The sequence below is a fragment of the Micromonospora sp. NBC_00330 genome, assembly GCF_036136635.1.
In the GTDB taxonomy this organism is placed as follows: Bacteria; Actinomycetota; Actinomycetes; order Mycobacteriales; family Micromonosporaceae; genus Micromonospora; species Micromonospora salmantinae.
Window position 1 is genome coordinate 6,813,505 of the sequence record NZ_CP108012.1, and the last position, 18,553, is coordinate 6,832,057.

Here is an 18,553-nt window from a genome sequence, read left to right on the forward strand (position 1 = left end):
CTGAGCGCCAGAGGCGCAGTGTCCGGCCCGCGGCATAGACTTGTCGGGCGATGCATCCTCTCTTCGACATCCCCGCGTCCCCGCCTGCGCCGGAGTCCGCGCCGGCCCGCCCGCACCGACCCGGGGCGGCCGCCGCGCGCCTCGATCCGCAGCAACTGCTCGCCGGGCTGAACGGGCCGCAGCGCGACGCCGTCAGCCATGCCGGCTCGCCGCTGCTGATCGTGGCCGGCGCCGGGTCCGGCAAGACCCGGGTGCTCACGCACCGGATCGCCTACCTGCTCGCCGCTCGGGACGTGCACCCCGGTGAGATCATCGCGATCACCTTCACCAACAAGGCCGCCGGCGAGATGAAGGAGCGCGTCGCCGCTCTGGTGGGCCCTCGGGCCCGCCTGATGTGGGTGTCGACGTTCCACTCGGCCTGCGTGCGGATCCTGCGTGCCGAGCACGAGCACGCCGGCCTCAAGTCGACGTTCTCGATCTACGACGCGGACGACTCCCGCCGGTTGATGCAGTTGGTCACCCGCGAGCTCGATCTCGACCCGAAGCGCTACCCGGCGCGTGGGCTGGCCGCCCAGGTCTCCAACCTCAAGAACGAGCTGGTCGACCCGGAGCAGTTCGCGGCGCGGGCCACCGGGCCCAACGAGCGGGCGCTGGCCGAGGCGTACACGCTCTACCAGCGCCGGCTGCGTGAGGCACACGCCCTGGACTTCGACGACCTGATCATGACCACGGTGCACCTGCTCCAGTCCCACCCGCACGTCGCGGAGAGCTACCGCCGACGGTTCCGGCACGTGCTGGTGGACGAGTACCAGGACACCAACCACGCCCAGTACGTCCTGATCAAGGAGCTGGTTTCCGGCACCGACGGGCTGGAGCCCGCCGAGCTGTGCGTGGTCGGCGACGCCGACCAGTCGATCTACGCATTCCGGGGTGCGACGATCCGCAACATCCTGGAGTTCGAACGGGACTTCACCGACGCGCGGACGATCCTGCTGGAGCAGAACTACCGCTCCACCCAGACCATCCTCAACGCTGCCAACGCGGTGATCGACCGCAACACCTCCCGCAAGCCGAAGCGGCTGTGGAGCGAGGCCGGCGCCGGCGAGCAGATCGTCGGCTACGTGGCCGACACCGAGCACGCCGAGGCCGACTGGGTGGCCCGGGAAATCGACCGGCTGGTCGACGCCGACGAGACCCGCCCCGGCGACGTCGCCGTCTTCTACCGCACCAACGCGCAGTCCCGCGTCTTCGAGGAGGTGTTCATCCGGGTCGGCCTGCCCTACAAGGTGGTCGGCGGGGTGCGCTTCTACGAGCGCAAGGAGGTCCGCGACGCCCTGGCGTACCTGCGTTCGGTGGTCAACGACGACGACACGGTGAGCCTGCGGCGAGTGCTCAACACTCCGCGCCGGGGCATCGGTGACCGCGCCGAGGCATGTGTCGAGGCGCTCTCCAGCCGCGACCGGATCTCCTTCGGCGCGGCGCTGCGCCGGGCCCGGGAGGCGCCGGGCATCTCCAGCCGGGCGGCCAACGGCATCGCCGACTTCGTGGGCCTGCTCGACGGCGCCCGCGAGCTGGCCGAGACCGGCACCCCGGAGGAGGTGCTGGAGGCGCTACTGACCCGCTCCGGCTACCTCACCGAGCTGGAGGAGAGCCTGGACCCGCAGGACGCCGGCCGGGTGGACAACCTCCAGGAGCTGGTCAGCGTTGCCCGCGAGTACACCGAGCGGATCGAGGCGCTGGGCGAGGAGGGGGAGCGGGCCACCCTGGCCGGCTTCCTGGAGCAGGTGGCGCTGGTCGCCGACGCCGACCAGATCCCCTCCGACGACCCCGACCATCAGGGCGTGGTCACCCTGATGACGCTGCACACCGCCAAGGGGCTGGAATTCCCTGTGGTCTTCCTGTCCGGGCTCGAGGACGGCGTCTTCCCGCACCTGCGCTCGCTGGGCGACACCCGCGAGTTGGAGGAGGAGCGCCGACTGGCGTACGTCGGCATCACCCGTGCCCGACAGAGGCTCTACATGTCCCGGGCGGTGACCCGCTCGGCCTGGGGGCAGCCGTCCTACAACCCGCCGTCGCGCTTCCTGGAGGAACTGCCGACCGAGTTGGTGCACTGGGAGCGCACCGAGGGGTCGTACACCTCGTGGGCTGGCGGGGGCGGTGGCGTCGGTGGCCGCGCGGACCGCGCGCCCGGCGTGCGTGGCAACTTCACCGGGGGTACGCCGAAGGCGGCGCAGCTGGCGCAGCGGCTCGGCGTGGACGCCAGCCGGCTGACCACCGCCAGCGAGCTGCCGCAGGGGCCGAAGGTGTCCGCGGGCGACCGGGTCAACCATCAGCGGTACGGGTTGGGTCGGGTGCTCGCCGTCGAGGGGCACGGCCCGGGCGCCCGCGCGCAGATCGACTTCGGCGACCAGACCATGTGGCTGGTGCTCCGACACGCCCCGGTCGACAAGCTCTGACCCCGGCACGCCTGGAGATCATGGTCGCCGCGCGGTGCTCAGGCCGTCGCGGACGATCGTGAGCATTCGGTCTCGGGCCGCCGGGGCAGCGGCGTCGCGCTCCCGGACCGCGCAACCGACCAGGAACGCCTTCAGGTCGGCGGCGTCGACGTCGGGACGGACCGCGCCTGCGCGCTGAGCGGCGCTGAGCAGTTCGGTCAGAACGTGATTGAGGTCGTGTTCGCCCTTTGCCGCCGCGGCGGCGATGTCGAATCCGGTACCCGAGAGCGCGTCGGCCAGTGCGCGGTTCGTCGCGCCCTCGGCTGCCATGCTGGCGAGAAATTCGAACAGAGCCGGGCCCGCCTCGCGAGTGGCACGCAGCTCGGTCGCCCGGCTGACCAGGCGTTTGGCCACGCTCTGCACGATCGCCTCGTAGAGCGATTCCTTGGTCGGGAAGTGTCGACTGACGGTGCCGGTGCCGACACCGGCGCGGCGGGCGATCTCGTGGATCGGCACCGCCGGCCCATCCGTGGCAAACGCGTCGATCGCGGCGTGCAAGACCTTCGCCCGGTTGCGTACGCCATCGGCGCGCGGCTTGCGTTGCTCGGCGATCTCAGACTCCTAAACGGGATGGCCATCCCGTATGGTCAAGCGGGATGGCGGTTCCGATTATAGGTGGTGGGCACATTGTCCGAACATCCGCATGCGCCACGCGACCTGGGTCGGTGGTTGATCGCGCTGTACGTGGCGTTCGTCGTCGAGCACGCCTACGGCGCGGCCCGGTACGGCACCCCGGTCAGACTCGTCGGTCTGCTGCCGCTGGGGCTCCTGCTGGTGCTGGCACTGGAGCTGCTCGCGCGACATGCCCGCACCGGCAGCCGCCTGGCGCTCTCCACCGGCGCGATAGTGGTCGCCGTGGCGTTCGTCGGCTTGGCCGGCCTCGTTGAGGGTGGGTTCAACCACGCCCTCAAACTCGCGTTCCACGTCGTGGGCATGCCCGATGACAGGTTGCGGCAGGTGTTCGGTGGGTTGAATTTCGCGGTCCCCGATGACGTGGTGTTCGAGGGGATCGGCACGGCAACGCTGGGCCTGGCCGCGCCGGTGGCCTGGCGGCTCGCCCGACTGCTGCGCTCCGCCCGGTTGCCGGACTCCAACGCGCCGGTCCGGCGCGCCGGTGTGGCCGTCCTGGTCGCGGCGGGGGCGCTGCTCGGCGCGTACGTCACCGAGCCGCTCGGTCATGCCGGCCTCATCACGCTCGCCGTCCTTGGCGCAGCCCTCGGGTTCGCGCTCACAGCGGTGTCCAAAGTGGTTGGACAAGCGGGACGCACGTCCCGTATCGTCCACTGTAACGGGATGCGCGTCCCGCTTAAGTGGTGAGGGGAGTCTCCGTGAAACTGTCGCTTGTTCTGAAGGCTGTCGCGGTGCTCGACATCGTCGTCCTGGGTGCGGTGTGGCTCATCGCGCCCGGGACCGGCCTTGCTGACCACCCGGATGCCCGGTCGCTGCTGGTGGCACGGGCGCTCGGCACCGATCTGGTGGTCGTCGGGATGATGAACTGGATCATCAGTAGCCGCGAGGACCCAGTCATGCGGCCGTTCCTGCTGCCGAACATCGTGATGCACGTGGTGCCGGCGGCGATCATCGTCACCCTGATCTTCAGCGGTATCTTCGGTGCCGCGGACTGGCTTGGCGCCGGTCTGCACATCGCACCGGCAGTGCTGCTGACCTGGTGCCTGATATCACCGACGCAACGCCGCGCGGCGCGCGCCCAGGCCCACGCCTGAACGGCGCGCCGGTCGCCGTGAGCGGCGGCCGTGTGGACCGCATGCCCGAGGGTCGGCGGTGGACCGCGGCGCTCAGCTCCACGCCGCGATCCTCGCCCGCTGGCTCAGCAGCCCAGGTCCACGCCGTGCGCCCGCATGAACGGGGCCGGGTCGATCTGGTTCCACATGCCCTGGTGCACCTCGAAGTGCAGGTGCGGGCCGGTGGCGTCGCCGGTGGCGCCCTCGTAGCCGATGACCTGGCCGGCCTTGACCTTCTGGCCGACGGTGACCGCGATGCGGCTCTGGTGGGCGTAGTGGGTCAGGTAGCCGTTGCCGTGGTCGATGAAGACGGAGTTGCCGTACCCGTCGGAGGCGTCGCCGGCCTGGGTCACGGTGCCGGCGGCCGCTGCGTGGATCGGCGTACCGGAGGGCAGCGCCAGGTCGATACCGGCGTGCAGGGTGCCCCAGCGCTGCCCGTAGCAGGACGTGACGGCTGCGCCCGGCATCGGGTCGACCCAGGCGGGCGTGGGCCTGGTGGTCTTCTTCGGCTTCGGCTTGGCCTTCGCGGCGGCCGTCTTCGCGGGGGTCGGGCTGGCGCTGACCGCCGACGGGCTGGGCGTCGGGCTGAGCGAGGGGGCGACCGGGGTGCTCGACTCACGGACCGAGCGGTCGGCCCGGCTCGCGGCGTCGGCCCGGGCCTGGGCGTCGAGGGACACGGCGGCGGGTGCCGGGTGGTCGGTGCCGCTGGTGGCGACGGCGACACCGCCGAGGCCGAGGGCTACCAGGGCGGCAGCCCCGAGCACGATGAGGCGGTTCCGTCGGCCGGTGCGCTGCGGCGGCGCGGTCTCGCTGGTGTCGGGGGTGTTCTCGTTCTGGACGGGGCTGTCTTCCTGCACGGCGGACCTTCACAGTCGAGGGGCACTTGACCTCGAAATACTGGTGTCGGGCCGAGGCGGGGCAGGCGCGGGGACCGAACCCTCGGACGGAGAGTGGACGGCCGGGTGCCCGGATATGACCCGCTGTGCGGCGCTACATCCGGAAAAGTGATCATGTTGCTGGGTGCCGTCGGTCACATTCGACGCTGTGACCCGGGATACATCCGCAAGGACCGTGGAATGCAAAACCGCCCGGATCGACAGATCCGGGCGGTCAACGGTCGTGACGCATCGTCAGGAGGCGGCTACCTCGCTGTAGATTGCCTCGACTTGCAGCTTGATGTCCACTCCGCGCTCCTGGAGGAACGGCACCGGGTCGATCGGCTGCCCCTTGACATGGATCTCCAGGTGCAGGTGGGTGCCGTACGCGTGGCCGGTCTGACCCACGAGGCCGAGCTGGTCGCCCGCCTTGATCTGCTGGCCTTCCTTGACGCTCACCGCGGAGGAGTGGCCGTAGATGGCCTCGCTGCCGTCGGCGTGCTGGACGATCACCGCGTTGCCGTACCCGCCGAACCAGCCGGCCTTGGTGACCAACCCGTCGTGGATCGCCACGTAGGGCGTGCCCTCGCCGGCGACCAGGTCCACGCCGGTGTGCATCTTGCCCCAGCGGACGCCGTACGGGGAGTTGAAGTCGTATCCCTGCAGCGGCAGCAGCCAGACCTCGGGCTCGGCGCTGTCCTTGCTGCGGCTGTCCCGGGAGGCGCGGTCGGCGTTGTCCGCACGGGCCGCGGCGTCCTGGCTGGTGACCGACGCCTGCTTGAGCTCGTCGAGGACGGTCGGGCTGACGTCCTTGGCGTCCGGCAGGGCGCTCGCGCCGAGGGCCACGATGCCGGCACCGACGAACGCGGTGGTGACGACAGCGGCGTAACGGCTGCGGGGTGGGGTGGGTACGCGGCGGCGACCGCGATATCGATCGGGCTCAGACGACAGGCGCTGGCGCACGCACACCCTCCGTTGTCGGGGTTCCGAAGCGGCCGGTGGGCGTCCCCCGAAACTCCGGTGAGACGTCCGCTGACCGCGTCGTCACCCGTCCATGGACCTGATGACAACCGTGGACACGTTAGCCAACCGCCAGGCGAGTCACAAGCTAGACCGAAAAATTGGCGTGTCGATCTGTCCGTTTGCGTCCATGATTGTCATGCATCGCGACGCCGAACGGTGCCCCCGTCGCTGCCCGTTCGTCGCCGAGCGTGACCGTTCCGGCGGAGTCGTCCGGCTTGACTCTGGACGGTGCCGGGATGGTGTTCCTGGCCCTGCCAGCGGCGCGGCCGTGGCGACGCCGGGACGGCACCAGGTCGGACCTCTCCGGGTTGCGCGGTGGACACGCCGGGTAACGACGGGTGGCAGAGCCCGGATTTCTCGGGCCCGGCCCGCCGGGTTACCGTTCGTTAAGGTGAAGGCGGTCAAGCCGGTGAAAGGTGTGCGCTGATGAGCTCTCGGATTCGGGTCGTCGTCGCGAAGCCTGGCCTGGACGGCCACGACCGGGGTGCGAAGGTCGTCGCGCGCGCCCTGCGGGATGCCGGGATGGAGGTCGTCTACACCGGCCTGCACCAGACTCCCGAGCAGATCGTGGAGACCGCCATCCAGGAGGACGCCGACGCGGTCGGCCTGTCAGTGCTCTCCGGCGCGCACATGACGCTCTTCCGGCGGGTGCTGGAACTGCTCGGCGAGCGGGACGCCCGCGACATCGTCGTGTTCGGTGGCGGCATCATTCCGAACGGCGACATTCCCGAGTTGGAGAAGCTGGGCGTCGCGAAGATCTTCACGCCGGGCGCCACCACCCAGGCGATTGTCGAGTGGGTCCGACAGAACGTGGCCCAGCCGGTTTCCTGAGGCACGCCGATCTGCTGCGCCACCGATTTTGGGCACGGGGGAGGGGCCGGACGCACCCCTCACACGTCCGGCCCCTCTATGCACGATGCCCCGCCGCCACCCCTCGACCGACAGGGCATCGGCCGTATCCCGTCTTTGCGCTGTTCGGCGCTCCGACATCTGACTCAACGACGCCCCCACGGCAGGGTTACGCAAGCCGGACAACATCGCCCGGACGGTGGATGCCGCCCGAGTCATGGCCGGAAACCGGCCACACCTGATGTCCGGTTGTGCATTACCGCACACCGTGCACCCGCTCGGTTGCCGGTGGTGCCGACCTCGCTAGGCTGCGGCCAATGGCCTGTTTCAACTGATGACAGGCGTCAAACTGTTTTTCGAACGCTGGTGGCGGCGCGACGGCGCGCCGCGGAGACGGGACGGGACGCGCAATCGTGGACCTGTACGAGTACCAGGGGCGGGACCTGTTCGAGCGGCACGGCTTGCCCGTGCTGGCCGGCGGCGTCGCCACTACCCCGGAAGAGGCCCGCGCGATCGCCGAACGTCTTGGCGGCCGTGTGGTCGTCAAGGCGCAGGTAAAGGTCGGCGGCCGAGGTAAGGCCGGCGGCGTCAAACTGGCCGAGGGCCCGGATGAGGCGGTGGCCCGGGCCACCGACATCCTCGGCATGGACATCAAAGGTCACACCGTCCACAAGGTCATGATCACGGTGACCGCGGACGTGGCCGAGGAGTACTACTTCTCCTACCTGCTCGACCGGGCGAACCGCACCTTCCTCTGCATCGCCAGCGTCGCCGGCGGCATGGACATCGAGCAGGTCGCCGCCGAGACCCCCGACAAGGTCGTGAAGGCCCCGATCGACGCCGTGAAGGGCGTGGACGAGGCCAAGGCCCGCGAGATCGTGACCGCTGCCGGCTTCCCGGCCGAGGTCGCCGACCAGGTGGTCGAGATCGCCGTCGGCCTGTGGCAGGCGTTCGTCGCCGAGGACGCCACCCTGGTCGAGGTCAACCCGCTCGCCAAGAACGGCGACGGCCGGATGCTGCTGCTCGACGCCAAGATCAGCCTGGACGAGAACGCCGCGTTCCGGCACCCGGACCACGAGGCGCTCGTCGACCAGGCCGCCGTGGACCCGCTGGAGCAGGCCGCCAAGGCCAAGGACCTCAACTACGTCAAGCTCGACGGCGAGGTCGGCATCATCGGCAACGGTGCGGGTCTGGTCATGTCGACCCTCGACGTGGTCGCGTACGCCGGTGAGCGGCACGGCAACGTCAAGCCGGCCAACTTCCTCGACATCGGCGGTGGCGCGAGCGCCGCGGTGATGGCGAACGGGCTGGAGATCGTGCTCTCCGACCCGGCCGTGAAGAGCGTCTTCGTCAACGTCTTCGGCGGCATCACCGCCTGCGACGAGGTCGCCAACGGCATCATCCAGGCGCTGGCCCTGCTCGAGCAGCGCGGCGAGCAGGTCACCAAGCCGCTCGTCGTCCGTCTCGACGGCAACAACGCCGAAGCTGGCCGGGCGATCCTGGACAGCGCGAACAACCCGCTCGTGCAGCGGGTGGACACCATGGACGGTGCGGCCGAGCGGGCCGCCGAGCTGGCAGCTGCGGGGGTCTGATCATGGCTATCTGGCTGACCAAGGACTCGAAGGTCATCGTCCAGGGGATGACCGGTTCCGAGGGTTCCAAGCACACCCGGCGGATGCTGGCCGCCGGCACCAACGTGGTGGGTGGCGTCAACCCGCGCAAGGCGGGCCAGACTGTCGACTTCGACGGCACCGAGCTTCCGGTCTTCGCGTCCGTCGCGGACGCGATGGCCGAGACCGGGGCCGACGTCACTGTCATCTTCGTGCCGCCGCAGTTCACCAAGGCCGCAGTGGTCGAGGCGATCGACGCCGCGATCGACCTGGCCGTGGTGATCACCGAGGGCGTCCCGGTGCACGACACCGCGTCGTTCTGGGCGTACAACGTGGCGCAGGGCGAGCGGACCCGGATCATCGGGCCGAACTGCCCGGGTATCGCCTCGCCGGGCGCGTCCAACGCCGGCATCATCCCGGCCGACATCACCGGCTCCGGCCGGATCGGCCTGGTCAGCAAGAGCGGCACGCTGACCTACCAGATGATGTACGAGCTGCGCGACATCGGTTTCTCCACCTGCGTCGGCATCGGCGGTGACCCGATCATCGGGACCACCCACATCGACGCCCTCGCGGCGTTCGAGGCCGACCCGGAGACCGACGCCATCGTCATGATCGGTGAGATCGGTGGCGACGCCGAGGAGCGGGCCGCCGAGTTCATCAAGGCCAACGTCACCAAGCCGGTGGTCGGCTACATCGCCGGCTTCACCGCTCCGCCCGGCAAGACCATGGGTCACGCCGGGGCGATCATCTCCGGCTCCGCCGGCACCGCCGAGGCGAAGCAGGCGGCGCTGGAGGCCGTCGGCGTCAAGGTCGGCAAGACGCCGACCGAGACCGCGAAGCTGATGCGGGAGATCATGTCCGGCAACTGAGCCGGTCAGGCAATACGAAGGGGGTCGACCGGTAACGGTCGACCCCCTTCGGCGTACGCGTCAGTCGTTGTTCCAGAACGGGTAGTTGCCGGTCGAGCGCAGGATCGCCCCGCCGATGATGTTGATCACGCCGAACGCGATGGCGAGGTAACCGAGCAGCGGCGACTGCCCGTACCGCCGGGCGTCGCGGATGGACAGGTAGCCGAAGACGATGCCGAAGATGCCGCAGCAGATCAGCCCCAGCACGATGCCCAGCACGCCCCAGAGGGTGGTTCGGTCGCGTCCTCGGGCCGGTGGTGGTGGGGGAGGCGGGTATGGCGTCGTCACAGCTTCCTCCGAGCGGTCATGGGCGACGTGCCGGCCCGGACCGCGACCGGCGGGCCCGTCCCGGGTGGCGGCGACTCGCGCCGCCTCAGGGCCGAGGCTAGACCGGCCCGGGTGGGCAGGACGTCGGTTCGGTGAACTCGCCGACCTTAGGAGGGGTTAACGGACTGCCACCGCCCGCGCGACGTGCCAGAGTAGAGCGGATGTCCCCCGTCACCCCTGACCGTCCCAGCCGTCCCGGCGGTGTGAGCGCCGACGACCGGCCGGTCGACCGCGCCGCACCGGCCCGGCGGGTGCCCGCGCCTCGCGCGGGCGGGTCGCCGCGCGGCCGGGCGCCGTTGCCCGTCGCCGCCGGGGTGGCCGCCTGCTGGGCCGGCCTCACCTCCTACCTGCCGGTCGCCATCGTGCTCGGCCTGGTGCAGCTCGGCGCGGACTCCACCACGGTGACCGGCACCCTTCGCACCGCGTTGGCCGGCTGGCTGCTCGGGCACGGCGTGCCCCTGCACACCGAGACCGGGCCGCTCGGGCTCGCCCCGCTGGCGTTGACAGTGCTCGCGCTCTGGCGGCTGACCCGCGCCGGCGTGCACGTCAGCCGCGCTATCGGTGCTCGCGACACCCGCTCACCGCGCCGGGCACTGCTCGCCGCGGTCGCGGTCGGCATCGCGTACGCGCTGCTCGGCGCACTCGCGGCGGTGCTGGTCGGCACGGGCGGGCCGAATGTGTCGCTGATCCGGGCGGGTGCCACGTTCGCGGTGGTCGGCACCCTCGCCGCGCTGGTCGGCGCGGTCCGGATCACCGCCGTGACCCGGCTGCTCGTCACCCGGCTTCCGGGCCCGGTGCGCGACGGCGTTCGCACCGGCCTGGTGGCCGTGCTGCTGCTGCTCGGTGCGGGCGCGGGCGCGGCCGGCCTGGCGGTGGCCACCGGCGGCGGCGACGCGGCCGACATGATCGGGGCGTACCGGACCGGGGTCGCCGGGCAGGCCGGCATCACGCTGGTCAGCGTCGCGTACGCGCCCAACGCCGCGGTCTGGTCGACCAGTTACCTGCTCGGGCCGGGGTTCGCGGTCGGGACCGACACCGCGGTCCGTACCAGCGAGGTGTCGGTCGGCGCGCTGCCGGCCGTGCCGCTGCTCGCTGGCCTGCCGCGTGGCCCGGTGGACGGCTTCGGCGCCCTGCTCCTCGCGGTGCCGGTGCTGGCCGGGATGGTCGCCGGTTGGCTGCTCGCCCGGCGGGTGGCTCGACTCGCCGTGCCGGAGCGGGCTGCGCAGCGTTGGGCCGAGTTGCTGGCGCCGGCGGTGCTGGCCGGGCCGGTGGCCGGGGTGGTGCTCGGTGCGGCCGCTGCGGTCTCCGGCGGGCCGCTCGGCGCCGGTCGGCTGTCCCAGGTCGGGCCGGTGGGTTGGCAGGTCGGGGTGGTAGCGGCCGGTGTCATAGCGGTCGGCGCGCTGCTCGGCGCCGCCGCCACCCGGGCGCTGACCCGCAGGCCCGCGCAGTAGAGCCGCCGCCGCCACCCGGGCGCTGACCCGCGGTCCCGTGCGGTAGACGAGCGCGGGGCGCCCCGGGGAAACCCGGAACGCCCCGTCGAATCCGAGCCCGTCAGGGCTGGGTGGGCAGGTTGACCTGCGCCACGACGCTCAGGATGAGCAGCAGGATGCCCAGCCCGACGCCAACCGCGCCGCAGATCAGACCGGCCTTGGCCTGGCCGGCGTTGTTGGCCTGGCCCTGGGCCACCTTCTGCTTGGCGAGGTAGCCGGTCACGATGCCCGCGATGCCGACCGGGATGCCCAGGTACAGGCAGCAGACCAGCGGGATCGACGCGATACCGAGGATCATCGACACCAGGCCGAGGGTGTTGTTCTGCCCCTGTGCCTGCGGGTACCCGGCGTTCGGGTAGGTCGGGCCGGCGCCGTACGGGGGCTGCTGCTGCGCGTACGGGTCCTGGTACGGCGGCTGCTGACCGTACGGCTGCCCCGAGGTGGGCTGCTGACCGTACGGGGCCTGCGGCGCGGCGTACGGGTCCTGCGGCTGCTGACCGTACGGCTGGCCGGAGGTGGGCTGCTGGCCGTACGGGGCGGCCGGCGGCTGGGGAGCGGTCGGGTCCTGGTTGGGCTGCTGGCCGTACGGGTCCTGACCGGGGTTACCGGGCTGCATTCGAGAAGCTCCTTGGACTGGTTCCGTCAGTTGGTGCTCTTTGTTTCCATCCATGATCGCGGTCAGTCCTCCCAAAGCCCAGTACAGCAACAGGACGACATCTCTCCCAAAGCAGGCAAAAAGGCCCTTGTCGACCGCTTCGTGTGCCGGATCAGGGGCGGTGTGTGGGCCGGCGCGGCGTTCGGCCCGAGCGAGCGGCAGCGTACCGGGTCGACGCACGTCGGCACTGTCGAAGATCGGCGCACCGCCCGGTCGAAGGGCGTCCCTGACCTGCCCGATAGGGTGGCCCGGTGACCGAGCCCGCGCCTGTCGCCCGCATCGTCGTCCTCATCTCCGGCTCCGGGAGCAACCTTCAGTCGCTGCTGGATGCCGCCGCCGACCCCGCGTACGGCGCACAGGTCGTCGCGGTCGGCGCGGACCGCGACGGCATCGCGGGCCTGGACCGGGCCGACACGGCGGGGGTGCCGACCTTCGTCGAACGGGTCCGCGACCACGACACCCGGGAGGACTGGGACCGCGCGCTCACCGCGCACGTCGCGAAGCACCAACCCGACCTGGTCATCTCCGCCGGTTTCCTCAAGCTGGTCGGCCCGCACTTCCTCGCCGCCTTCGGCGACCGCTACCTGAACACCCACAACACGCTGCTGCCGGCGTTTCCCGGCATCCACGGCCCGCGTGACGCCCTCGCCTACGGCGTGAAGCTCACCGGAGCCACCCTCTTCTTCGTCGACGCCGGCATGGACACCGGGCCGATCGTCGCGCAGGTCGCAGTGCCGGTGCTGGACGACGACGACGTCGACACGCTCACCGAGCGCATCAAGGAAGCCGAGCGACGCCAGCTCGTCGAGCAGGTCGGTCGGCTGGTCCGCGAAGGCTGGACCATCACCGGAAGGAAGGTCACGGTTCCGTGAGTCCCACTCAGGACGGGCGCCGCCCGATCAGGCGGGCGCTGGTCAGCGTCTACGACAAGACCGGGCTGGTGGAGCTGGCCCAGGCCCTGCACGCGGCCGGTGTGGAGATCGTGTCCACCGGCAGCACGGCGGGCACCATCGCCGCCGCCGGAGTGCCGGTGACGCCGGTGGAGACGGTGACCGGGTTCCCCGAGGTGCTCGACGGCCGGGTGAAGACCCTGCACCCGAAGGTGCACGCGGGTCTCCTCGCGGACCTGCGCAAGGACACGCACGTGGCACAGCTCGACGAGCTGGGTGTGGCGGCGTTCGACCTGCTTGTCTCCAACCTCTACCCCTTCCAGGCGACCGTCGCCTCCGGCGCCGACGTCGAGGAGTGCGTGGAGCAGATCGACATCGGTGGCCCGGCCATGGTGCGGGCCGCAGCCAAGAACCACGCGTCGGTCGCCGTGCTCACCGACCCGGCCGGGTACCCGGCACTGATCGGCGCGCTCGACGAGGGTGGCTTCACTCTGGCCCAGCGTCGCGCGCTGGCCGCCCGGGCGTTCGCCGACATCGCCGAGTACGACGTGGCGGTGGCCCAGTGGTGCGCCCAGGAGCTGGCCCCGGCCGACGACTCCTGGCCGGCGTTCGCCGGGCTGGCGCTGCGCAAGTCGGCGGCACTGCGGTACGGGGAGAACCCGCACCAGCCGGCCGCGCTCTACACCGACCCGGACGCCCCGGCGGGGCTGGCCCAGGCCGAGCAGCTGCACGGCAAGGAGATGTCGTACAACAACTACGTCGACGCCGACGCCGCCTGGCGGGCCGCCAACGACTTCGCCGACCAGCCGGCGGTGGCGATCATCAAGCACGCCAACCCGTGCGGCATCGCGGTCGGCGCGGACGTCGCCGAGGCGCACCGCCGGGCGCACGCCTGCGACCCGGTGTCGGCGTACGGCGGCGTCATCGCTGTCAACCGGTCGGTCTCGGTCGAGCTGGCCCGGCAGGTCGCCGACATCTTCACCGAGGTGGTGGTCGCCCCCGGCTTCGACGAGGGTGCGGTCGAGGTGTTGCAGGCCAAGAAGAACATCCGGCTGCTGCGGGCGCCGGCCTGGAAGCCGGCGCTGGTGGAGTTGCGGCCGGTGACCGGTGGCGTGCTGGCCCAGGTCGCCGACCGGGTGAACGCCCCCGGCGACGACCCGGCCAACTGGCAGTTGGCGACCGGCGAAGCCGCCGACGAGGAACTGCTGCGGGACCTCGCGTTCGCCTGGCGGGCGGTCCGCGCGGTGAAGAGCAACGCGATCCTGCTCGCCAAGGACGGCGCCACCGTCGGCGTGGGCATGGGTCAGGTCAACCGGGTCGACTCGGCGCAGCTCGCGGTCAGCCGCGCCGGCGCCGACCGTGCCCGCGGCTCGGTCGCCGCCTCGGACGCGTTCTTCCCGTTCGCCGACGGCCCGCAGATCCTCATCGACGCCGGCGTCCGCGCCATCGTGCAGCCCGGCGGCTCCATCCGCGACGAAGAGGTAATCGAAGCGGCCAAGAAGGCCAACGTGACGATGTACCTGACCGGCACCCGCCACTTCTTCCACTAACCCTGGGGCTCGACCCCGTCGATCATGAAGTTATTGCCCTGCACGTCGGCGTGTCAGGGCAATAACTTCATGATCAACGGCAGGGTCTGGCGTGGTCAGGCCGGGGTGGTTGGGCGGAGTTCGGCGAAGTGGCAGGCGGACGGGTGGGGGTCCGCTGCCCGGGGAACGGTCGCCGGGTCTTCGACGGCGCAGATGTCCTGGGCCTTCCAGCAGCGGGTCCGGAAGTGGCACCCGCTCGGCGGGTCGGCCGGGCTGGGCACGTCGCCGACCAGCCGGATCATGTTGCGCTGGTCGCGGGCCTCCGGGTCCGGCACCGGCACGGCAGAGAGCAGAGCCTGGGTGTACGGGTGGGTGGCCCGCTCGTAGATCTCGTCCTCGGTGCCGATCTCGACGATCCGGCCGAGGTACATCACCGCGACGCGGTCGGCGATGTGCCGCACCACCGACAGGTCGTGCGCGATGAAGATGTACGAGAGTCCCAGCTCGCCCTGTAGCTGCTTGAGCAGGTTGATCACCTGGGCCTGGATGGAGACGTCGAGCGCCGACACCGGCTCGTCGCACACGATCACCTCGGGCTTCAGCGCGAGGGCGCGGGCGATGCCGATGCGCTGACGCTGACCGCCGGAGAACTGGTGCGGGTACCTGTTGATGTGCTCCGGGTTGAGCCCGACCAGGTCCAACAGCTCCTGGACCCGCTTGGCCTTGCTGCCCTTCGGCGCGGCATCCGGGTGGATCTCGAACGGCTCGCCGATGATGTCGCCGACGGTCATCCGCGGGTTCAGCGAGGTGTACGGGTCCTGCATCACCATCTGCATGTTGCGGCGCAGCCGGCGCAGCTCACCCCCGGAAGCCTTGAACAGGTCCTTGCCCTCCAGGGTGGCGCGTCCGGAGGTGGGCGTCTCCAGCCGCATCAGCAGCCGGGCGAGGGTGGACTTGCCGCAGCCGGACTCGCCGACCACGCCGAGCGTCTCGCCCCGACGCAGCTCGAAGCTCACCCCGTCGACGGCCTTCACCGCCCCGATCTGCCGCTGGAACAGCACGCCCTGGGTGATCGGGAAGTGCTTCACCAGGTTGTCGACGGAGAGGATGGTCTCGCCGCGGACCTTGGCGGGGCTAGCGGGCGACGCTGTCATCACGGACCTCCTGCGCGAAGTGGCAAGCGCTGGTCCGGCCGTCGCCGAGGACCAGGTCGTGCGGCACCTCGTCCACGCAGACCTGCTGGACGTACGGGCACCGGGGGTGGAACGGGCAGCCGGACGGGATGCGCATCAGGTTCGGCGGCAACCCCTTGATCGTCGACAGTTCCTGGCCGCGAACGTCCAGGCGCGGGATCGACTCCAACAACCCCTTGGTGTACGGGTGGGCGGGTGCCTTGTAGAGCGAGCGGACGTCGGCGTGCTCGACGATCCGGCCGGCGTACATGACAGCGATCCGGTCCGCGACACCGGCGACCACACCAAGGTCGTGGGTGATCAGGATCATCGCCATGTTGAGTTCCCGGCGCAGGTCAGCCAGCAGGTCCATGATCTGGGCCTGCACTGTCACGTCGAGGGCCGTGGTGGGCTCGTCGGCGATCAGCACCTTCGGGTCCAGCGCCAACGCCATGGCGATCATGACGCGCTGCCGCATGCCGCCGGAGAACTGGTGCGGGTAGTCGCCGATCCGCTTGGCGGCGCCCGGGATCTTGACCAGATCCATCAGTTCGACGGCCCGACGTCGCGCGTCGGCTCGGGACATGCCGGCGCGCTGGCGCAGCGTCTCACCGATCTGCCAGCCGACCGGGAAGACCGGGTTGAGGGCGGAGAGCGCGTCCTGGAAGATCATCGCGATCTCCTTGCCGCGTACCTGCCGGCGCTGCTCCTCGGAGCGGGTCAGCAGGTCCTCGCCCCGGTAGAGGATCTGGCCGGAGCGGACGAACGCGGGCGGGGTGTCCAGGATGCCCATGATCGCCTGGGCGGTGACCGACTTACCCGAGCCGGATTCGCCGAGCACGGCGAGGGTCTCGCCGGCGTCCAGGTGGTACGACACACCGTTGATCACCCGGGCGACACCCTCGTTGGTGCGGAACTCGACGTGCAGGTCCCGCAACTCCAGCAGGTGACCGCCCTCGGGTGTGGCAGAGGCGGGAGTTGGATTGACGGTCATGGTGTTCTCACCGCAGCTTCGGGTCGAAGGCGTCACGGATCGCGTCGCCGAGCATGATGAACGCCAGCACGGTCAGGGCCAGGAAGGCCGACGGGACGATCAACGGGGTGGCCGCCTCCCGCATGTGGATCCGGCCGGTGTCGATGTCCTGCCCCCACGAGATGGTGGGCGCCTTCAGGCCGATGCCCAGGAAGGAGAGCGTCGCCTCGGCCGCGATGAACGAGCCGAGCGCGATGGTCAGTACGACGATGGCCGGGGCCAGCGAGTTCGGCAGAATGTGCCGCCACATGATCCGGCTGTTGCCGGCGCCGAGCATCCGGGCCGCCGCGACGTAGTCCTGCTCCTTGGCGGTGATCACCGAGGACCGGACCACGCGGGCGGCGGTGGTCCAGCCGAGGAGGGCCAACACGAAGACGACGGCGCCGATCCGAGCCGCCTGGCTGTCACTGGACACCCGCTTGAGCAGCACGATCGCGGCCAGCAGCAGCGGAATGCCGAGCACCACGTCGATCACCCGGGAGAGCACCGCGTCGACCCAGCGGCCGAAGTAACCGGCCAGCATGCCGACCACCAGCGCGATGATGCCGGTGCCGAGCGCGGCGAGCGCGCCGACCAGCAACGACGCCCGGGTGCCGTAAACCGCCCGGGAGTACGTGTCGCAGCCCTGGAAGTCGTACCCGAAGATGGCCCCGCCGGACGGCCCGGCGTGCTGCCGGGAGAGCAGGCAGTCGTTCGGGCTGTTGGCAGTGAAGACCCCGGGGAGCAGCGCCATCAGGGTGAAGATGACGACCAGCGCCAGCGAGATCCAAAAGATCGGGTTGCGGCGCAGGTCGCGCCAGGCGTCCCCGGCCAGGCTGCGGGGCTTGTTAGCGGCGCCGACCTGGTTGGGTGTGCCCGGCTCACCCGAGGGGCCACGTCGCGCGGCCTGGTTCTCGGTGGCCGCCACAGTCTCAAAGTCACTCATAGCGGATCCTCGGGTCGAGTACGGCGTACAGGACGTCCACCACCAGGTTCGAGACCAGGTAGACCACGACGAGCACGCTGACGATGCCCACCACCAGGGGGCCGTCCTCGGTGCGGATGCCGCGGAAGAGGTTGAAGCCCACGCCGGGGATGTTGAAGACGCCCTCGGTGATGATCGCGCCGCTCATCAGGTTGCCCAGTTCCACACCGAGGAAGGTGACAACCGGGATCAGCGAGTTGCGCAGCACGTGGACGACGACGATGCGCCGCTTGACCAGGCCCTTGGACCGGGCGGTCCGGACGTAGTCCGCGCGCAGGTTCTCCGCCACCGAGGCCCGGGTGAGTCGTAGGGCGGTCGCCAGCGACAGCGAGCCGAGCACGATGCCCGGCAGCAGGAGCGCGTAGAACGTCGGGTCGGAGCCGGCGGTGGGTGGGAAGAGCTGCCACTTGACGCCCAGGAAGTACTGCGCCAGCGGCGCCAGCACGATGGTCGGGATGCCCAGCACCAGCAGGGTCAGCACCAGCGTCGAGTTGTCGAAGATGCTGGCCCGGCGGATGCCGGCGAGCACCCCGGCGGTGACGCCGAAGATGATCGCCACGGCGAGCGCGATGAGCGCGAGCCGCACGGTGACCGGCCAGGCCTGCTGGAGGATGTCACCGATGCTCCGGCCGGTGAGCGACTCGCCCAGGTTGCCCTGGAGCAGGTCCTTCACGTAGTCGAAGTAGCGGTAGAAGAAGCCGCCGACGCCCGTCTGATCCAGGTTGTACTTCTCGGTCAGGTAGGCCCGTTGGGCCGGCGTCACCGGCCGCTCGCCGGCGAGCGCCTGGATCGGGTCGCCCTGTCCGGCGAATGTCAGCGCGTAGACGATCAGGGTGGTCCCGAAGAACGCCAGGACCATCTGCAGTAGGCGCCGCAAGATGTAGCGGAACATGCTTAGCAGTCTCTCCGGAAATGTGCGAAAGGGTCGCAGGACGGCATCTCTGGTCGTACCCGAAATATCCGAGACGTGCCGTCCGGCCCGGGGGAG

At 70.6% G+C, this 18,553-nt stretch carries 19 protein-coding genes; 10 read left to right on the forward strand and 9 right to left on the reverse strand.

Going from position 1 to position 18,553, the window contains the following annotated elements:
- The first annotated feature begins 50 nt into the window (after window positions 1–50).
- The gene (gene pcrA, locus OG598_RS31125) at window positions 51–2,456 is read left to right on the forward strand and encodes a DNA helicase PcrA (RefSeq protein ID WP_328652171.1); all 2,406 of its coding nucleotides are present in this window, start codon (window positions 51–53) and stop codon (window positions 2,454–2,456) included.
- An 18-nt stretch (window positions 2,457–2,474) separates the two neighbouring features.
- On the opposite strand, the gene OG598_RS31130 is transcribed toward pcrA, so the two are convergent.
- Window positions 2,475–2,993, reverse strand: coding sequence for a TetR/AcrR family transcriptional regulator (locus OG598_RS31130; protein WP_328652172.1), 519 nt, complete (start codon window positions 2,991–2,993; stop codon window positions 2,475–2,477).
- Between the two features lie 129 nt (window positions 2,994–3,122).
- Between OG598_RS31130 and OG598_RS31135 the strand changes: the two genes are divergently transcribed.
- Together OG598_RS31135 and OG598_RS31140 are read left to right on the forward strand one after the other, a co-directional pair.
- On the forward strand, window positions 3,123–3,812 hold the full coding sequence (locus OG598_RS31135; protein WP_328652173.1) for a hypothetical protein: 690 nt from the start codon (window positions 3,123–3,125) through the stop codon (window positions 3,810–3,812).
- A 44-nt stretch (window positions 3,813–3,856) separates the two neighbouring features.
- The gene (locus OG598_RS31140) at window positions 3,857–4,219 is read left to right on the forward strand and encodes a hypothetical protein (RefSeq protein ID WP_328652174.1); all 363 of its coding nucleotides are present in this window, start codon (window positions 3,857–3,859) and stop codon (window positions 4,217–4,219) included.
- Window positions 4,220–4,323: 104 nt separating this feature from the next.
- Here OG598_RS31140 and OG598_RS31145 read toward each other — a convergent pair whose 3' ends face one another.
- Together OG598_RS31145 and OG598_RS31150 are read right to left on the reverse strand one after the other, a co-directional pair.
- Window positions 4,324–5,094 carry a M23 family metallopeptidase gene (locus OG598_RS31145; protein ID WP_328652175.1) on the reverse strand — a complete coding sequence of 257 codons (771 nt, stop codon included), beginning with the start codon at window positions 5,092–5,094 and terminating at the stop codon, window positions 4,324–4,326.
- 273 nt (window positions 5,095–5,367) lie between these two features.
- Window positions 5,368–6,075: a M23 family metallopeptidase gene (locus OG598_RS31150; RefSeq protein ID WP_328652176.1), complete on the reverse strand. Its 708-nt coding sequence runs from the start codon at window positions 6,073–6,075 to the stop codon at window positions 5,368–5,370.
- A 486-nt stretch (window positions 6,076–6,561) separates the two neighbouring features.
- Here OG598_RS31150 and OG598_RS31155 point away from each other — a divergent pair, with 486 nt between their 5' ends.
- The 3 genes from OG598_RS31155 to sucD all read left to right on the forward strand — a co-directional run bounded on the left by OG598_RS31155 (window position 6,562) and on the right by sucD (window position 9,466).
- Window positions 6,562–6,966, forward strand: a complete 405-nt coding sequence (locus OG598_RS31155; protein WP_030491849.1) for a cobalamin B12-binding domain-containing protein — start codon at window positions 6,562–6,564, stop codon at window positions 6,964–6,966.
- Window positions 6,967–7,397: 431 nt separating this feature from the next.
- The gene (sucC, locus tag OG598_RS31160; RefSeq protein ID WP_091406357.1) at window positions 7,398–8,576 is read left to right on the forward strand and encodes an ADP-forming succinate--CoA ligase subunit beta; all 1,179 of its coding nucleotides are present in this window, start codon (window positions 7,398–7,400) and stop codon (window positions 8,574–8,576) included.
- A gap of 2 nt (window positions 8,577–8,578) precedes the next feature.
- Complete coding sequence (sucD, locus tag OG598_RS31165; RefSeq protein WP_328652177.1) at window positions 8,579–9,466, forward strand: succinate--CoA ligase subunit alpha; 888 nt, start codon at window positions 8,579–8,581, stop codon at window positions 9,464–9,466.
- Between the two features lie 60 nt (window positions 9,467–9,526).
- On the opposite strand, the gene OG598_RS31170 is transcribed toward sucD, so the two are convergent.
- Window positions 9,527–9,793 (reverse strand): DUF4190 domain-containing protein, encoded by a 267-nt coding sequence (locus tag OG598_RS31170; protein ID WP_196919730.1) that lies wholly within the window; start codon window positions 9,791–9,793, stop codon window positions 9,527–9,529.
- A gap of 200 nt (window positions 9,794–9,993) precedes the next feature.
- Between OG598_RS31170 and OG598_RS31175 the strand changes: the two genes are divergently transcribed.
- Window positions 9,994–11,283 carry a cell division protein PerM gene (locus OG598_RS31175; protein ID WP_328652178.1) on the forward strand — a complete coding sequence of 430 codons (1,290 nt, stop codon included), beginning with the start codon at window positions 9,994–9,996 and terminating at the stop codon, window positions 11,281–11,283.
- A 100-nt stretch (window positions 11,284–11,383) separates the two neighbouring features.
- Here the strand turns inward: OG598_RS31175 and OG598_RS31180 are convergent, their stop codons facing one another.
- A complete protein-coding gene (locus OG598_RS31180) occupies window positions 11,384–11,938 on the reverse strand; it encodes a DUF4190 domain-containing protein (RefSeq protein ID WP_112583772.1) in 555 nt (184 codons plus the stop codon).
- 12 nt (window positions 11,939–11,950) lie between these two features.
- Here OG598_RS31180 and OG598_RS31185 point away from each other — a divergent pair, with 12 nt between their 5' ends.
- From OG598_RS31185 to purH, 3 genes are read left to right on the forward strand one after another with little or no spacing between them, the layout of a single operon-like run.
- Window positions 11,951–12,232, forward strand: a complete 282-nt coding sequence (locus OG598_RS31185; protein ID WP_328652179.1) for a hypothetical protein — start codon at window positions 11,951–11,953, stop codon at window positions 12,230–12,232.
- On the forward strand, window positions 12,229–12,849 hold the full coding sequence (purN, locus tag OG598_RS31190) for a phosphoribosylglycinamide formyltransferase (protein WP_328652180.1): 621 nt from the start codon (window positions 12,229–12,231) through the stop codon (window positions 12,847–12,849). The genes OG598_RS31185 and purN overlap by 4 nt, the downstream gene beginning before the upstream one ends.
- On the forward strand, window positions 12,846–14,417 hold the full coding sequence (purH, locus tag OG598_RS31195) for a bifunctional phosphoribosylaminoimidazolecarboxamide formyltransferase/IMP cyclohydrolase (protein WP_328652181.1): 1,572 nt from the start codon (window positions 12,846–12,848) through the stop codon (window positions 14,415–14,417). The genes purN and purH overlap by 4 nt, the downstream gene beginning before the upstream one ends.
- Window positions 14,418–14,512: 95 nt before the next feature.
- On the opposite strand, the gene OG598_RS31200 is transcribed toward purH, so the two are convergent.
- Genes OG598_RS31200 through OG598_RS31215 form a run of 4 tightly spaced genes read right to left on the reverse strand, consistent with a single transcriptional unit; the run spans window position 14,513 to window position 18,457 of the window.
- Window positions 14,513–15,550 (reverse strand): ABC transporter ATP-binding protein, encoded by a 1,038-nt coding sequence (locus OG598_RS31200; RefSeq protein ID WP_328652182.1) that lies wholly within the window; start codon window positions 15,548–15,550, stop codon window positions 14,513–14,515.
- A complete protein-coding gene (locus OG598_RS31205) occupies window positions 15,531–16,562 on the reverse strand; it encodes an ABC transporter ATP-binding protein (protein WP_210783389.1) in 1,032 nt (343 codons plus the stop codon). Before OG598_RS31205 ends, OG598_RS31200 begins: the two co-directional genes overlap by 20 nt.
- A 7-nt stretch (window positions 16,563–16,569) precedes the next feature.
- Window positions 16,570–17,526, reverse strand: coding sequence for an ABC transporter permease (locus OG598_RS31210; RefSeq protein ID WP_328652183.1), 957 nt, complete (start codon window positions 17,524–17,526; stop codon window positions 16,570–16,572).
- Window positions 17,519–18,457 carry an ABC transporter permease gene (locus OG598_RS31215; protein WP_091406336.1) on the reverse strand — a complete coding sequence of 313 codons (939 nt, stop codon included), beginning with the start codon at window positions 18,455–18,457 and terminating at the stop codon, window positions 17,519–17,521. The genes OG598_RS31210 and OG598_RS31215 overlap by 8 nt, the downstream gene beginning before the upstream one ends.
- Window positions 18,458–18,553: the final 96 nt, after the last annotated feature.

What these genes read in the sequence shown, in the direction of transcription:
- pcrA (WP_328652171.1), top strand. Translation starts at nt 51, where the DNA reads ATGCATCCTCTCTTCGACATCCCCGCGTCCCCGCCTGCGCCGGAGTCC.
- OG598_RS31155 (WP_030491849.1), top strand. Translation starts at nt 6,562, where the DNA reads ATGAGCTCTCGGATTCGGGTCGTCGTCGCGAAGCCTGGCCTGGACGGC.
- sucD (WP_328652177.1), top strand. Translation starts at nt 8,579, where the DNA reads ATGGCTATCTGGCTGACCAAGGACTCGAAGGTCATCGTCCAGGGGATG.
- OG598_RS31175 (WP_328652178.1), top strand. Translation starts at nt 9,994, where the DNA reads ATGTCCCCCGTCACCCCTGACCGTCCCAGCCGTCCCGGCGGTGTGAGC.
- OG598_RS31180 (WP_112583772.1), bottom strand. Translation starts at nt 11,938, where the DNA reads ATGCAGCCCGGTAACCCCGGTCAGGACCCGTACGGCCAGCAGCCCAAC.
- OG598_RS31200 (WP_328652182.1), bottom strand. Translation starts at nt 15,550, where the DNA reads ATGACAGCGTCGCCCGCTAGCCCCGCCAAGGTCCGCGGCGAGACCATC.
- OG598_RS31205 (WP_210783389.1), bottom strand. Translation starts at nt 16,562, where the DNA reads ATGACCGTCAATCCAACTCCCGCCTCTGCCACACCCGAGGGCGGTCAC.
- OG598_RS31210 (WP_328652183.1), bottom strand. Translation starts at nt 17,526, where the DNA reads ATGAGTGACTTTGAGACTGTGGCGGCCACCGAGAACCAGGCCGCGCGA.
- OG598_RS31215 (WP_091406336.1), bottom strand. Translation starts at nt 18,457, where the DNA reads ATGTTCCGCTACATCTTGCGGCGCCTACTGCAGATGGTCCTGGCGTTC.